Below are 13,218 nucleotides of genomic sequence, written 5' to 3'. Positions count from 1 at the left end.
CGTTTCGCGCCCCCCCCCTCCCCCCCCCCCTCCCCCCCCCCCCCCCCCCCCCCCCCGCCCCCCCCCCCCCCCCCCCCCCCCCCCTCGACGGTCTCGGGGGTCTGCACCTCGGGCCCGGTGTACGGCGCCGGCGCGGGCTTGCCGACGTACTCGGGGCGGCGGATGTTTCCGGGAACCGAACGGGTGGGGGACAGCTCCCCTGGTACGAGCAGCGACTGGCCAGACATGCCAGCGAGTCTAACCAGCGGACATGGGGGAACATGTCGATGGCGAGAGGAGCTGCCCATGGCCCTGTTCAAGAAGCGCACCGCCGGAAAGCCGGGCGAGTGGTACTACTGCCTGGAGCACAAGAAGGTCGAAGAGGGCCCCGACTGCCCCGGCAAGGACCGCTTCGGCCCCTACGCCTCCCCCGAGGAGGCCCGGCACGCGATGGAGACCGCCGCCGAGCGCAACCTCCAGTGGGAGAACGACCCGCGCTGGCACGACGCGTCGGCCGGCGGAAGGTCCGAGGAGGGCTGAGCCGCCCGCCCCGGTCACCAGGGGGGCGGCGGCGGGGCCGTCAGGGCCTCCGTGAGGCGGGACAGGCGGTCGCGGAATCCCCGGCGGGACCGCGCGGGACCCGCGTTCTCGCCGGCCGCCGCGCTCACCAGGTGCTGCACGCTGTCCAGGTCCAGCTCCGCCCCCCGGGGCACGGCCAGCGTGTCGTGGGCCATCGCGGCCAGCTCGCCGCCGCCCGCGCCGCCCAGCGCCAGCACCGTCACCCCGGCCCGCCGGGCGTCGTGCACCCGCTCCAGCAGCGACGCGGGTTCCTCGGGCGCCACCACCAGCAGGGTCTCCCCGCGCCGCGCCGCCGCGATCCGGCCCGGCCCGACCGCCAGGTGCGCCGGATCCCAGGGGCGCGCGTGGTGCCGTACCAGCGTCGGCGCCAGCTCCGGCGTGCCCGACCAGGCCGCCTCGTCCACCAGGTGCGCCGCCAGGTGCCACGGCTCGTACTCCGGGGTGCCCACCAGCAGCAGCCCGCCGCCGTGCGCCACCACCGACCCGCGCAGCACCCCCGCGAACCTCCGGGTGGCCCCCAGCCACTCCGTCCCGGCGAGCACTTCCCGCAGCAACGCGACCCGTACGGCGTCCATGGGCCCGCATCCTGCCGCAACCGGTCACTCGTGACCCGGAGTTCACCGCGAATTCGCCCGACCCGGGGATGGGGCGCCCCAGACGCGCCCCGCGCGCGCCCCCGTCCGCGACCGAGGAGCCGCCCGATGACCGATGTGACCGTCCCCTTCCGCGCGGGCCACGAGGGCTACGCGAGCTTCCGCATACCCGCCGTCGTCGCCACCCGGGCCGGCACCCTGCTCGCGTTCTGCGAGGGCCGGGTCGCCTCTGCCGCCGACCACGGGCACATCGACATCGTGCTCAAGCGGTCCACGGACGGCGGCCGGACCTGGGGTCCGCTCCAGGTCGCCGCGAGCAACGGCACCGGCCTCGCCGGCAACCCCGCCCCCGTCGTCCTCGACACCGGCCGCGTCCTGCTCGTCCACGTCCGCGCCGCCGCCTCCGCCACCGAGGCCGCCATCCTGCGCGGACAGGTCCCGGACGCCGACGGGCGGCGGGTGTGGGTCCGGCACAGCGACGACGACGGGGTGACCTGGTCCGCGCCCAGGGAGATCACCGGGCAGGTGAAGAAGCCGGGCTGGCGCTGGTACGCCACCACCCCCGGCCACGCCCTCCAGCTGACCTCCGGCCGCGTCCTGGTCCCGGCCAACCACACCCTGCCGCCCACCGGCACCGACACCGGCGCCGAGGCCAAGTACAACGGCGGGCACTGCCTGCTCAGCGACGACCGCGGTGAGAGCTGGTACCTCGGCTACCTGGACGAGAACACCGACGGCTACGTCAACGTCAACGAGACCACCGCCGCCGAACTGCCCGACGGCCGCGTCTACCTCAACACCCGCAACGACTCGCCGTCCCCCGGCAACCGCGCCGACGCCCACTCCCCGGACGGCGGGAAGACGCTCCGCAAGCCCTTCCGCCCGCAGGCCGGACTGACCGCGCCCGTCTGCGAGGCCGCCGTCCTCCAGCTCCGCGACCCCGACCTGCTGCTGTTCTCCGCCCCCGCCGACCCGGGCGGCGCCCGCGCCCTGATGACGATCCGCGCCTCCCGCGACGGCGGCACCACCTGGCGCCCGGCGTTCACCGTGGACGGACTGCCCGCCGCCTACTCCGACCTGGTCCGCGTCGACCCGCGCACGGTCGGGCTGCTGTACGAGACGGGCGACTTCGGCGCCTACGAGACGATCACCTTCCGCCGGGTGCCGGTACGGCGGCTGACCTGAACCGGTGCCCCGGCGGGCCCGGACGTAGAGTCGGGCCATGACCTCTACCGACAGCGCACAGAAGGCCCCCGCCAAGGACCCCTGGGACCTGCCCGACGTCTCCGGGTACACCGTCGGTGTGCTCGGCGGCACCGGACCGCAGGGCAAGGGCCTCGCCTACCGGCTGGCCCGGGCCGGCCAGAAGGTGATCATCGGTTCCCGCTCCGCCGACCGCGCCGGGTCCGCCGCGGCCGAACTCGGCCACGGCATCGAGGGCGCCGACAACGCCGAGGCCGCGCGCCGCAGCGACATCGTGATCGTGGCCGTACCGTGGGACGGCCACGGCGACATCCTGAAGGCGCTGCGCGCGGAACTGGCCGGCAAGCTCGTCGTGGACTGCGTCAACCCGCTCGGCTTCGACAAGAAGGGCGCCTACGCCCTCAAGCCCGAGGAGGGCAGCGCCGCCGAACAGGCCGCCGCCCTGCTGCCCGACTCGCGGGTCACCGCCGCCTTCCACCACCTGTCGGCCGTCCTGCTCCAGGACCCGGGGATCGAGAGCATCGACACGGACGTCATGGTGCTCGGCGAGGACCGCGCCGACGTGGAGATCGTGCAGGCGCTGGCCGGCCGCATCCCCGGCATGCGCGGCGTCTTCGCGGGCCGGCTGAGGAACGCGCACCAGGTGGAGTCGCTGGTCGCCAACCTGATCTCCGTCAACCGCCGGTACAAGGCGCACGCCGGGCTCCGCGTGACCGACGTGTGAGCGGCCGGGGGCCATGGGGGACACTGGTCGGCGAAGCAGTTCCGAGCAGTGTCCCCGACAGGAGCCCCCCGTCATGCCCCGCATCGCCCTCTACGCCCTCGTGGTCTGCGTCCTCGCCGTGGCCGCGGCCGTCGTCTCCTTCGTCCAGGGGAACTGGCTGGGGATCGTCTGGGTGCTGCTGGCGGGCCTGTCGTCCAACATGAGCTGGTACTACGTCAGGCGCGCCCGGACCGCCTCCGCCCGCGACACCTCCGTCACGGGTTGAACGAGCAGATCGCCGGGCCGTCCTCCCAGAAGCGGTACTGGGCGTCGCCGCAGTACTGCGAGAAGGTGTCCACGTCCAGCGCGCGCATGATCGCGTCGACCACGTCGAAGAACGCCTCGTTGACCGACGGCAGCCACAGCACCGCGAACACGAACAGCAGCCCGAACGGGGCGAACGGCTCCACCTGGCGCCTCACCTTGTACGACAGCCACGGCTCGATCACGCCGTAGCCGTCCAGCCCCGGCACCGGCAGGAAGTTCAGGATCGCCGCCGTCACCTGGAGCAGCGCCAGGAACGCCAGCGCGAACCGGAAGTCCGCGGGCACGCCGTCCAGGGCGCCCAGCCAGAACGGCGCCGTGCACACCGCGGCGAACAGCACGTTCGTCAGCGGGCCCGCCGCCGAGACCAGGCTGTGCCGCCAGCGGCCCCGGATCCGGCCGCGCTCGATGAACACCGCGCCGCCGGGCAGACCGATCCCGCCCATGATCACGAACACCACCGGGAGCACGATGCTCAGCAGCGCGTGCGTGTACTTCAGCGGGTTCAGCGTGAGATAGCCCTTCGCGCCGACCGTGATGTCCCCGCTGTGCAGGGCGGTGCGCGCGTGCGCGTACTCGTGCAGGCACAGGGAGACGATCCAGGCCGCCGTCACGAACAGGAACACCGCGACACCCGGCTGCTCGGCGAACCCGGTCCAGGTGGCCCAGCCGGTCACCGCCGTCACGGCCAGGATGCCGACGAACACGGGACTGACCTGCCGGTCGCCGGGGCGGGTGGTGGCGGTGGTCATGCATCGGCTCCTGGGGTGACGAGGGACACGGGAGGGGACTCCCGGAAGATCCGAGAGCATACGGGGAAAACGTCTCGCGGTCGCCGCCGGGTTCCTGGAAGGTGGGGGGATGGCACGGACGCGGGTGTTCTACGAGGACTGGCAGATGGAGTGCTGCGGGCGGCCGTTCGCGGTGGGCGACGAGGTGGTGTGGCCGCTGGCCGCCACGGGCGCGGACGCGGACGCAGACGGGCGGTACTACGGCGCCGAGGCGTGGGTGGAACTGCACGGCGACTCCTCCCGCCCGGTCACCGGCCGGGTCCGCGCCATCGAGCTGGTGTGCCAGGAGTTCGTGGTGCACACGGACCGGCGGGCCCGCGACCGCGCCGGCCGCGCCCTCGCCCCGGACGCGGGAGCCCGGGAGACGGTCCCCCTCCCGTCCCCGTACCGCTTCGAAGCGGTGCCCGGCGCGCACACCCTCCAGGCCGTCGACGGCTGCCCGAGATGGTTCCCGTCGGAGGAGCCCGGCCGGGGCCCGGGCCCCCACCGGGTGCGCCGCACGGTCGGCGCCCTCGTCACGCTGGAGACCACCGCCCCGGAATGATCGTCGACGCCCCCGGCCGCCGTGGGGGCGGCCCGTTGCCGGCCGCGGTGGCGGTGACCGCCCTCCGGGAGCGGTGACCGGCCCCACCCGTGGCCGCACCGGTGTCCGGCCGGACTCCCGCGGCGGGTGCCCGCCCAGCCGGTGGTGGGGAGTCCCGGTGGCTTCGCCGGGCCGCCGGCCGTCCGGACGGCCTCGCCGGGCCTGCCCGGTGGGTGCGCCGAAGTGGCCGGCCTGCCGCCGGCCGTCCCGGCGGTTCCGGCGGGCGCTTCCCGCGGACGGCGCGTCCCGCGTCCCGCCGGGCCTGCCCGGCGGGCGCCGAGTCCGCGGCCGGCCCCGGCGTCCTCCCGTTGCTGCCCGCTCCCGCCCCCCACCGGCGGTCACCGCCCGCATCCCCTACGGAGACAATGGACCCCGTGCGATATCGGCTGCTCGGCACCACCCAGGCGATCCGTCCCGACGGCACGGCCGTCCCGGTCGGCGGGGCGCGGCTGCGTGCCCTGCTCAGCGTGCTCGCCCTGCGGGCCGGCCGGACCGTGCCCGCGGCCGTGCTCGTGGACGAGGTGTGGGGCGCCGACCCGCCCGCCGACGCCCCCGGCGCCCTCCAGGCGCTCGTCGGCCGGCTGCGCCGCGTCATCGGCGCCGGGGCCGTCGCCTCCGCCGACGGCGGCTACCGGCTCACCGCCGCCCCCGACGACGTCGACCTCACCCGCTTCGACCGGCTCACCGGCGACGGCCTCGCCGCCCTCGCCGACGGCGACCCCGCCCGGGCCGCCGCCGCCCTCGACGAGGCCCTCGCCCTGTGGCACGGGCCCGCCGTGCCGGACCTGCCCGACCGCACCGCCGAGGCGGCCCGCTGGGAGACCCGCCGGCTCGACGCCCGGCGTGCCCGGCACGCCGCCGCCCTCGCCCTCGGCCGCGCCGCGCAGGCGCTGCCCGAACTGACCGCGCTGTGCGACGACCACCCGCTGGACGAGCCGCTCCAGGCGCTGCGGCTGCGCGCCCTGCGCGACACCGGCCGCCCCGCCCAGGCCCTCGCCGCCTACGAGGACGTGCGCCGGCTGCTCGCCGACCGGCTCGGCTCCGACCCCGGGCCCGAGCTGCGCGCCCTGCACACCGAACTGCTGCGCGCCGGGGAACCGCCCGCCCCGGCCGCCGGCGGACCCGGCAACCTGCCCGCCCGGCTCACCTCCTTCGTCGGCCGCGAAGCCGACCTGAAGGCCATCGCCGCCGACCTCGCCGGGGCCCGCCTGGTCACCCTGCTCGGACCCGGCGGCGCCGGGAAGACCCGGCTGTCCCAGGAGGCCGCCGAGGCGGTACGGCACACCGTCCGGGACGGGGTGTGGCTCGCCGAGCTGGCCCCCGTGGACGACCCGGACGCCGTGCCCCAGGCCGTGCTGACCGCCATCGGCGCCCGGGACACCGTGCTGCACGGCGCCGGCGTGGACGGCATGCGCGCGGTCGCCGAGCGGCACGACGACCCCCTCGAACGGCTCGTGGAGCACTGCGCCCGGCGCCGGATGCTGCTCGTCCTCGACAACTGCGAACACGTCGTGGACGCCGCCGCCCGGCTCACCGAGACGCTGCTGGCCCGCTGCCCGGAGCTGACCGTCCTCGCCACCAGCAGGGAACCCCTCGGCGTGCCCGGGGAGCTGGTGCGGCCCGTGGAGCCGCTGCCGGAGCCGGTCGCGCTGCGGCTGCTCGCCGAGCGCGGCGCGGCGGCCCGCCCCGGCTTCCGGGTGGACGACGACCCCGGGGCGTGCGCCGAGATCTGCCGCCGCCTGGACGGACTCCCGCTCGCCATCGAGCTGGCCGCGGCCCGGCTGCGCATGCTGACCCCCCGCCAGATAGCCGACCGGCTGGACGACCGGTTCCGGCTGCTCACCTCCGGCAGCCGCACCGTGCTGCCCCGCCAGCAGACCCTGAGGGCCGTCGTGGACTGGTCCTGGGACCTGCTGGACACCGGCGAACGGGACGTCCTCGCCCGGCTGTCGGTCTTCGCCGGCGGCTGCGACCTGGCCGCCGCCGAGGCCGTGTGCGGCCCGGCCGCGCTGGACGCCCTCGCCTCCCTGGTCGACAAGTCCCTGGTGGTCGCCGCCCCCGCGGGCGGCGGCATGCGCTACCGGCTGCTGGAGACCGTCGCCGAGTACGCCGCCGAACGGCTCGCCGAGGCCGGGCGGCGCACCGAGACCGAGCGCGCCCACCTGACGTACTACCGCGAACTCGCCCGCACCACGGACCCGTTGCTGCGCGGCCCCGGGCAGCTCGCCGCCATCGGCCGGTTCCAGCTGGAGTACGAGAACCTGCGCACCGCCCTCAGACACGCCGTCGCCCTCGACGACGAGCAGGAGGGACTGTGCCTGATCCACTCCCTGCTGTGGTTCTGGCAGATGCGCGACCAGCGCGTGGAGACCCGCGTCTGGTGCCGGGAGGTCATGGCCCTAGGCCCCGACCCGTTCGCCGAACCGACCCGCCCGGCCGCCCCCGTGTGGCAGCGCTGCACCGACACCCCGCCCCCGTACACCGGCGAGGCCCTCGCGGAGGCCCGGCGCGGCGTCCATCTGGCCCATCTGGCCTGCATGGACACCGAGATCGACGCCTGGCAGACCCCCGCGGCACAGGCCAAGCTGCGCACCGTCGCCCAGGTCTACGAACCCGGGCTGCCGCAGACCTGCCGGGTGCCGGGCCTGCTGTGGTTCTTCGCCGTGCTGCTGACCGGCGGCGTCGACCGGCTGCTCACCATCGTGGACGCCTGCGTGCGGACCTGCCGCACGACCCCGGGCTTCGAGTGGGAACTGGCCGACGTGCTGCACCTGCGCGCCAACTTCCTGGCCAACCGGGCCGCCTGGACGGGCGACGCCACCCGGGACGCCGACGAGTCGCTGGAGATCTTCCGCCGCCTCGGCGACGCCTGGGGCGCCACCGAGGCCCTGGCCGCCCGTGGCGAGGCCAACGAGCGCAAGGCCGCCTACGACAGGGCGGCGGCCGACTACCGGGCCGCCATCGAGCACGCCGAACGCCTCGGCGCCCGCGCCCAGACGGCCGTGCTGCGGGCCCGGCTCGGCGGCGTCCTGATGGAGTCGGGCGAGAGCGAGCGCGGCGAGCGGATGCTCCGGGACGTCGTCGCCGGCCAGGACGGCGGCCTGAACGAGGCGACGACGATGGCCCGGCTGCACCTGGCCGCCTGGCTCGCCCTGACCGACCGCACCGCCGAGGCGCGCGAACAGCTACGGGTGCTGCGCGAGGAGCTGCCCGTCGCGCGCTTCGTCATCTTCGACTCCCTGCTGACGTGCCAGGAGGCCCTGGTGGACGGCCTGGACCGGCGGACGGAGCCGGCCCTCGCCGGGGCCCGCAAGGCGCTGCGGCTCAGCGCCGAACCGCTGTCCCAGGCCCTCACCCCGCACCTGCACTCCGTCTGCCTCACCGCCGCCGCGATGGCCCTCGCCGACGGCGGCCGGGCCGTCGACGCCGCCCGCTGCCTCGGTGCCGCCCGGGCGCTGCTGCCGGCCGGCCATGTGGTGGCCGGCATGGAGCTGCGGATCCTCGACCTGACCGAGGCCCGGATCCGGGCCCGGCTGGACGAGCGGTCGTACGAGGCCGCGTACGCCGAGGGCGGTGGCCTCTCCCTCGCGGAGGCCACCGCCCTGGTCTGACCGGCGCGGCAGGTCAGCTCTTCGTGCGGAACTTGTGGATCGCCACCGGGGCCATCACCACGGTCAGCCCGACCGACCAGAGGACCGTCACCCACAGGGCGTGCGCGACCGGGCCGCCCTCCATCAGCCCGCGCGCGCAGTCGGCCAGCGCGGAGAGCGGGTTGTAGTCGGTGAACGCCTGGAGCCAGCCCGGCATCGACTGGGTCGGCGCGAAGATCGAGGAGCCGAACTGGAGCGGCATCAGCACCAGGAAGCCCATCGCCTGCACCGACTGGGCGTTCTTCATGATCACGCCGAGGGTCAGGAACACCCACATCAGCGCCGAGCCGAACAGCGCGGACAGCGCCACGGAGCCCAGCAGGCCGCTCCAGCTGCCGACGTCGTAGCCCACGAGCAGGGCGACCACCAGCAGCACCGCCGTCGCGAACAGCATCCGCATCAGCTCCACCGCGATCTTCGCGAAGAGCACCGAGCCGCGCCCGATGGGCAGCGAGCGGAAGCGGTCCATGACACCGGAGTTGAAGTCCTGGTTGAAGCCGGTGCCGACGCCCTGGGCCATGTTCATGCCCATCATGGCGAGCAGTCCGGGCACCACGTACTGGACGTACTGGTCCTGGCCGCCGCCCAGCGACTTGCCGATGGAGCCGCCGAAGACGTACACGAACAGCAGGGTGAAGACCACCGGGAACAGGATGGCGTCGAACATCGACTCCGGGTCCTGGCGGATCCACAGCAGATTGCGGCGGATCAGCGCGCCGGTGTGCCGCAGGTGGGCCCGCAGCGGGATCGGCGTGTCGGCCTTCGCGGCGGCCGGGGAGAGGGTGGCGGTGCTCATACGGCGACCTCCTGGCGGGCGGGCGCGGCGTCCTGCGGGGCACTGGCACGGTGGCCGGTGAGGGACAGGAACACCTCGTCCAGGCTGGGCAGTTCGGTGGTGATGGAGGACAGGGTGATGCCGCGCGCGGTGACCGCGCCGACCACGGCGGTCAGCTGCTCGTCGCTCAGGATCGGCACCAGCAGCGCCCCGGTCTCGGTGTCCACGGTGGTGGACGCCAGTCCGGTGATGCCCAGCTCGTCCAGCATGCCGGCGAGCGGGCGCAGCTGGAGCGGGTCGACCGGCCGCACCCGCAGGGTGCGCCCGCCGACGCGGGCCTTCAGCTCCTCGATGCCGCCCTTGGCGATGACCCGGCCCCGGTCCACCACGGTCAGCTCGGAGGCGAGCTGCTCGGCCTCCTCCATGTACTGGGTGGTGAGCAGCACGGTGACGCCGTCGCCGACCATCGCCTTGACCTCGTCCCACACCTCGTTGCGGGTGCGCGGGTCGAGACCGGTGGTCGGCTCGTCCAGGTACAGCACGGCCGGCCGGCCGATCATCGAGGCGGCCAGGTCCAGCCGGCGGCGCATGCCGCCGGAGTAGGTGCCGGCCGGGCGCCGGGCGGCCTCCGTCAGCGAGAACCGCTCCAGCAGCTCGTCGGCGCGGGCCCGGGCCTCCTTGCGGGACAGGTCCAGCAGCCGCCCGATCAGGTACAGGTTCTCCCAGCCCGGCAGCTTCTCGTCCACCGACGCGTACTGGCCGGTGAGGCCGATGACCCGGCGCAGCTGCCGGGGCTGGCGTACGACGTCGTAGCCGGCCACGGTGGCCTGCCCGGAGTCCGGGGTGATCAGGGTGGACAGGATGCGCACGAGGGTGGTCTTGCCGGCGCCGTTCGGCCCGAGCACACCCATCACGGTGCCCTCGCGCACGTCCAGGTCGACCCCGTCCAGCGCCTTGGTCTCGCCGTAGTGCTTGACCAGCCCCCGTACGGTCACGGCGGCACGTCCGCCGGCGGGGTTGTCGTCGATGCGTGTCATGGGGACGACAGTGCCAGGCCCCACCGACAAACCGCCGACAGAGCGCCGACAACGGCTGCCGGCGCCTGTCGGCGCGCGGGCGGGGCGCTACGACACCTGCCGGCTGCCGGCGCCGACGAGCTCGCCGCCGGCCAGGGTGCGGGTGCCCCGGACCACCGGGAAAGGGGGACGGCCCGCCGACGGGGGAAGATCGACGGGCCGTCCGGTGGTGCCGCGGTGGACTAGTGGACGGAGTGCTCCGCCGCCGGGAACGCGCCGCCGACCACGTCCTCGGCGAACGCCTTGGCCGCGCCGGTCATGACCTCGCGCAGGTCGGCGTACTTCTTGACGAACTTCGGCACCCGGCCGGAGGTCAGGCCGAGCATGTCGGTCCACACCAGGACCTGCGCGTCCGTCTCCGGACCCGCGCCGATGCCGACCGTCGGGATGTGCAGCACCCGGGTCACCTCGGCCGCCAGCTCGGCCGGCACCAGCTCCAGCACCACCGCGAACGCGCCGGCGTCCTGCACGGACTTCGCGTCCCGCAGCAGCTGCTGGGCCGCCTCCTCGCCGCGCCCCTGCACGCGGTAGCCCATCGCGTTGACGGACTGCGGGGTCAGCCCGATGTGCGCCATGACCGGGATGCCGGACTCCACCAGCAGCCGGATCTGCTCGTGCGAGCGCTCGCCGCCCTCCAGCTTGACCGCGCCGACCCCGGCCTCCTTCACCAGCCGGGTCGCCGAGCGCAGCGCCTGCACCGGGCCCTCCTGGTAGGAGCCGAAGGGCAGGTCGCCGACGATGAGGGCGCGCTGCGTGCCGCGCACCACGGCGGCCGACAGCACGGTCATCTCGTCGAGGGTGACGGGCACGGTGGTGTCGTACCCGAGGTGGCAGTTGCCCGCCGAGTCGCCGACCAGGATCACCGGGATCCCGGCCTCGTCGAAGACGGACGCGGTCATCGCGTCGTAGGCGGTGAGCATGGGCCACTTCTCGCCCCGCTCCTTGGCGAGGGCGATGTCGCGGACGGTGATGCGGCGCGTGCCCTTGCCCCCGTACAGCGCCTTGCTGCCGTCGGAGGGCTTCGTCTGGGCAGCCGAAAGCTGCGTCATTGCAACGGCTCCTTACGTCATCTCGAGGCGCCCTGACGGCGTCCCCGGACCGCCTCCATGGTGGCACCTCGTGCCGGGCGGGGCCAGGGGACCCCCCGTGATCCCTCGGGCCGCCCCGCCGCGTAAGGCGTTGGCAAAGAAAATAAGATACGAGACCGTTCCGTATCGAAATGATCGTAGGGTCGTACGCATGACAAGTCCCGTCCCTGCCGCCCGCATACCGGAGGCCGTGCACCGGCGCCGCTGGGCGATCCTCGGCGTGCTCATGCTGGCCCTGCTCATCGTCGTCCTCGACAACTCGATCCTGAACGTCGCGATCAAGACCATCGCGACCCCGGCGCCGACCGGTCTCGGCGCCACCCAGAGCGAGATCGAGTGGGCGATCAACTCCTACACCCTCGTCTTCGCCGGCCTGCTGTTCACCGCCGGACTCGTCGGCGACCGGCTCGGCCGCAAGAAGGTGCTGCTCGGCGGCACCCTGGTGTTCGGCATCGGCTCCGCGCTCGCCGCCGAGTCCGGCACGCCGAACCAGCTCATCGCCTACCGCGCGGTGATGGCCCTCGGCGCCGCCTTCGTGATGCCCGCCACCCTGGCCGTCCTGATGAACGTCTTCGAGCGCCACGAGCAGCCCAAGGCCATCGGCATCTGGGCCGGCGGCGTCGGCCTCGCCATCGCCATCGGCCCGATCACCGGCGGCGCGCTCCTCGACCACTTCTGGTGGGGCTCGGTCTTCCTGATCAACGTGCCCATCGTGATCGTCGCGCTGGTCCTGATGGCCTGGCTGGTGCCCGACTCCCGCGACCCCCGGCCCGGCCGCCTCGACCCCATCGGCGTCGTCCTGTCCGTCGTCGGCCTGATCCTGCTGGTCTACGGCATCATCAAGGGCGGCGAGCTGGCCGACTTCACCGACGCCAAGGTGCTCACGACCATCATCGCCGGCGTCGTCGTCCTGGCCGCCTTCGTCGTCTTCGAGAAGCGCACCGACCACCCCTCGCTGGACGTCGCCTACTTCAGGAACAAGGTCTTCTCGGCCGCCATGAGCGCCATCGCGCTGGTCTTCTTCGCGCTCATGGGCGTCACGTTCTTCGGCGTCTTCTACACCCAGAGCGTGCGCGGCTACTCGGCGCTGGAGTCCGGCCTGCTGATGCTGCCGCTCGCCGTCGCCCAGCTGCTCTTCGCGCCGCGCGCCCGGCTGGTGGTCGACCGGTTCGGCTACCGGGCCACCACCACCGGCGGCCTGCTGCTGATCGCCGCGACGCTGGCCGCGTTCGCCGGGTTCGAGGCCGACACCCCGATCTGGCTGCTGGAGGTCGTCTTCTTCCTCATGGGCACCGGCATGGCGCACATCATGACCCCGACCTCGGTCGTGATCATGCAGGCCCTGCCCCGGGAGAAGGCCGGCTCCGCCTCCGCGCTCAGCAACACCTTCCGCCAGGTCGGCGGCGCCCTCGGCATCGCCGTCCTCGGCTCGGTCCTCGCCACGTCCTACCGCAACGGCATCGAGGGCAAGCTCGGCGCGCTGCCGCCGAACCTGCGCGACAGCGCCGCCGAGTCCATCGAGGCCACCCTCGGCGTCGCCGAGAAGCTCGGCCCGCGGGGCGAGGCCCTCGTCACCCCGGCCAACGACGCGTTCCTGCACGCCATGCACGTCACCGCGCTGTGCGGCACGGGCGTCGCGCTGGTCGGCGCCGTGGTCACGGCCCTGTTCCTGCCGGGCCGGACGCCCACCGGACCGCAGGGCGAGAAGGAGCAGGAACTGGTCACCGCGATGGAGTGAGCCCCGCGACGGCCCGGCTCGGGAGCACGGCACCACGGGAGAGCGGAGGTCCCGGGGGGGGGGGGCGGGGGGGGGGGGGGGGGGGGGGGGGGGGGGGGGGGGGGGGGGGGGGGGGGGGGTGGGGGGGGTTTTTTCC

At 74.5% G+C, this 13,218-nt stretch carries 12 protein-coding genes and 1 pseudogene; 7 read left to right on the top strand and 6 right to left on the bottom strand.

The window, feature by feature from the left end; all coding sequences use genetic code 11:
• Window positions 1–83: 83 nt before the first annotated feature.
• Window positions 84–227: pseudogene (locus ACZ63H_RS24130) on the bottom strand (type I methionyl aminopeptidase); the annotation flags it as partial.
• Between the two features lie 58 nt (window positions 228–285).
• On the opposite strand from ACZ63H_RS24130, the gene ACZ63H_RS24125 reads away from it, so the two are divergent.
• Window positions 286–519 (top strand): hypothetical protein, encoded by a 234-nt coding sequence (locus ACZ63H_RS24125; protein ID WP_469868223.1) that lies wholly within the window; start codon window positions 286–288, stop codon window positions 517–519.
• Window positions 520–533: 14 nt separating this feature from the next.
• Here ACZ63H_RS24125 and ACZ63H_RS24120 read toward each other — a convergent pair whose 3' ends face one another.
• On the bottom strand, window positions 534–1,133 hold the full coding sequence (locus tag ACZ63H_RS24120; protein ID WP_469868221.1) for a hypothetical protein: 600 nt from the start codon (window positions 1,131–1,133) through the stop codon (window positions 534–536).
• A 126-nt stretch (window positions 1,134–1,259) separates the two neighbouring features.
• On the opposite strand from ACZ63H_RS24120, the gene ACZ63H_RS24115 reads away from it, so the two are divergent.
• The 3 genes from ACZ63H_RS24115 to ACZ63H_RS24105 are packed head-to-tail and all read left to right on the top strand — an operon-like array spanning window position 1,260 to window position 3,343.
• Window positions 1,260–2,336, top strand: coding sequence for a sialidase family protein (locus ACZ63H_RS24115; protein WP_469868219.1), 1,077 nt, complete (start codon window positions 1,260–1,262; stop codon window positions 2,334–2,336).
• A 37-nt stretch (window positions 2,337–2,373) separates the two neighbouring features.
• Window positions 2,374–3,078 carry an NADPH-dependent F420 reductase gene (gene npdG, locus ACZ63H_RS24110; protein ID WP_469868217.1) on the top strand — a complete coding sequence of 235 codons (705 nt, stop codon included), beginning with the start codon at window positions 2,374–2,376 and terminating at the stop codon, window positions 3,076–3,078.
• A gap of 13 nt (window positions 3,079–3,091) precedes the next feature.
• Window positions 3,092–3,343: a hypothetical protein gene (locus ACZ63H_RS24105; RefSeq protein ID WP_469868215.1), complete on the top strand. Its 252-nt coding sequence runs from the start codon at window positions 3,092–3,094 to the stop codon at window positions 3,341–3,343.
• On the opposite strand, the gene ACZ63H_RS24100 is transcribed toward ACZ63H_RS24105, so the two are convergent.
• Complete coding sequence (locus ACZ63H_RS24100) at window positions 3,333–4,133, bottom strand: site-2 protease family protein (RefSeq protein ID WP_469868213.1); 801 nt, start codon at window positions 4,131–4,133, stop codon at window positions 3,333–3,335. The two genes, ACZ63H_RS24105 and ACZ63H_RS24100, sit on opposite strands and share 11 nt — an antisense overlap.
• A 109-nt stretch (window positions 4,134–4,242) precedes the next feature.
• Between ACZ63H_RS24100 and ACZ63H_RS24095 the strand changes: the two genes are divergently transcribed.
• Together ACZ63H_RS24095 and ACZ63H_RS24090 are read left to right on the top strand one after the other, a co-directional pair.
• A complete protein-coding gene (locus ACZ63H_RS24095; protein WP_469868211.1) occupies window positions 4,243–4,716 on the top strand; it encodes a DUF6578 domain-containing protein in 474 nt (157 codons plus the stop codon).
• Between the two features lie 404 nt (window positions 4,717–5,120).
• Window positions 5,121–8,366 (top strand): AfsR/SARP family transcriptional regulator, encoded by a 3,246-nt coding sequence (locus ACZ63H_RS24090; RefSeq protein WP_469868209.1) that lies wholly within the window; start codon window positions 5,121–5,123, stop codon window positions 8,364–8,366.
• A 13-nt stretch (window positions 8,367–8,379) separates the two neighbouring features.
• Here the strand turns inward: ACZ63H_RS24090 and ACZ63H_RS24085 are convergent, their stop codons facing one another.
• The 3 genes from ACZ63H_RS24085 to panB form a co-directional block, all read right to left on the bottom strand.
• Window positions 8,380–9,201, bottom strand: coding sequence for an ABC transporter permease (locus ACZ63H_RS24085; RefSeq protein ID WP_469868207.1), 822 nt, complete (start codon window positions 9,199–9,201; stop codon window positions 8,380–8,382).
• Entirely contained in the window at window positions 9,198–10,217 is a 1,020-nt protein-coding gene (locus ACZ63H_RS24080; RefSeq protein WP_362201281.1) for an ATP-binding cassette domain-containing protein, read from the bottom strand. The genes ACZ63H_RS24085 and ACZ63H_RS24080 overlap by 4 nt, the downstream gene beginning before the upstream one ends.
• A 221-nt stretch (window positions 10,218–10,438) precedes the next feature.
• Window positions 10,439–11,305 (bottom strand): 3-methyl-2-oxobutanoate hydroxymethyltransferase, encoded by an 867-nt coding sequence (gene panB / locus ACZ63H_RS24075; RefSeq protein WP_469868205.1) that lies wholly within the window; start codon window positions 11,303–11,305, stop codon window positions 10,439–10,441.
• Between the two features lie 190 nt (window positions 11,306–11,495).
• Here panB and ACZ63H_RS24070 point away from each other — a divergent pair, with 190 nt between their 5' ends.
• Window positions 11,496–13,082, top strand: a complete 1,587-nt coding sequence (locus ACZ63H_RS24070) for an MFS transporter (RefSeq protein ID WP_469868203.1) — start codon at window positions 11,496–11,498, stop codon at window positions 13,080–13,082.
• Window positions 13,083–13,218: the final 136 nt, after the last annotated feature.

It is taken from the genome of Streptomyces sp. NPDC104831 (assembly GCF_055583025.1).
The sequence above is the reverse complement of the archived record's forward strand: the minus strand, read 5'-3'. Positions and strand labels throughout refer to the sequence as shown.

Coding starts and splice junctions, on each gene's coding strand:
- ACZ63H_RS24080 (WP_362201281.1), bottom strand. CDS start 10,217: ATGACACGCATCGACGACAACCCCGCCGGCGGACGTGCCGCCGTGACC.
- ACZ63H_RS24105 (WP_469868215.1), top strand. CDS start 3,092: ATGGGGGACACTGGTCGGCGAAGCAGTTCCGAGCAGTGTCCCCGACAG.
- ACZ63H_RS24085 (WP_469868207.1), bottom strand. CDS start 9,201: ATGAGCACCGCCACCCTCTCCCCGGCCGCCGCGAAGGCCGACACGCCG.
- npdG (WP_469868217.1), top strand. CDS start 2,374: ATGACCTCTACCGACAGCGCACAGAAGGCCCCCGCCAAGGACCCCTGG.
- panB (WP_469868205.1), bottom strand. CDS start 11,305: ATGACGCAGCTTTCGGCTGCCCAGACGAAGCCCTCCGACGGCAGCAAG.
- ACZ63H_RS24070 (WP_469868203.1), top strand. CDS start 11,496: ATGACAAGTCCCGTCCCTGCCGCCCGCATACCGGAGGCCGTGCACCGG.
- ACZ63H_RS24125 (WP_469868223.1), top strand. CDS start 286: ATGGCCCTGTTCAAGAAGCGCACCGCCGGAAAGCCGGGCGAGTGGTAC.
- ACZ63H_RS24095 (WP_469868211.1), top strand. CDS start 4,243: ATGGCACGGACGCGGGTGTTCTACGAGGACTGGCAGATGGAGTGCTGC.
- ACZ63H_RS24120 (WP_469868221.1), bottom strand. CDS start 1,133: ATGGACGCCGTACGGGTCGCGTTGCTGCGGGAAGTGCTCGCCGGGACG.
- ACZ63H_RS24100 (WP_469868213.1), bottom strand. CDS start 4,133: ATGACCACCGCCACCACCCGCCCCGGCGACCGGCAGGTCAGTCCCGTG.
- ACZ63H_RS24090 (WP_469868209.1), top strand. CDS start 5,121: ATGGACCCCGTGCGATATCGGCTGCTCGGCACCACCCAGGCGATCCGT.
- ACZ63H_RS24115 (WP_469868219.1), top strand. CDS start 1,260: ATGACCGATGTGACCGTCCCCTTCCGCGCGGGCCACGAGGGCTACGCG.